This window comes from Erythrobacter donghaensis, from assembly GCF_001557325.1.
Taxonomy (GTDB): Bacteria; Pseudomonadota; Alphaproteobacteria; order Sphingomonadales; family Sphingomonadaceae; genus Erythrobacter; species Erythrobacter donghaensis_B.
Genome location: NZ_LSJS01000086.1, coordinates 1 through 553 on the forward strand (window position 1 = coordinate 1; position 553 = coordinate 553).

At 58.6% G+C, this 553-nt stretch carries 1 protein-coding gene; it reads left to right on the plus strand.

Features of this window, described 5'->3' with window-relative positions:
• Positions 1 to 342: 342 nt before the first annotated feature.
• Positions 343 to 553, plus strand: a 211-nt coding sequence (locus AX692_RS19485) for a hypothetical protein (RefSeq protein WP_196491764.1), incomplete at its 3' end; no start/stop codon positions are given.

Below are 553 nucleotides of genomic sequence, written 5' to 3' on the forward strand. Positions count from 1 at the left end.
ACCTTTATGTTTACGATGAAAACAACAACCTGATCTGCTCGGACACCGACTACACCGACCGATTGGTCTGCGCATGGAACCCGGTTTGGACCGGCAACTTCCGGGTGAAGATCTCGAACCTCGGGCGGGTCTACAACCAGTATGTGCTTCTCACCAACTGACCTCGGGCTCGACTTCGGGCGGCTACCGCGCACATCGGTGCCGCCCGGGGCTGACGTGCTCATGCGCCGATATTGACGGTCAGTTCGGGGCTCTTGCTCCCTGCCGTCTCCAAATTTCGACCACAATTGAACTCTGGCGCACCAGAACGCCCACTCTCAAAAGACATCAAGGACACCGCCGATGCGCCGCTCCGTTGCGATTCTGTTTGCTTCTGCCGCGATGGCGGTTTGCTCGCCGCTCCAAGCTCAGTCCGAAAGCACGCTTCTCGCACCCGAAGATGCAACGCGCGGCGTTCTCTCGTTCAATGGTTCTCTGGCCCAATCGCTGCCGTCAGTGGTGCGCATCTTCGCAATCGGCAGAAACCCCGAAACCGGTCAGGAAGGCATCATCA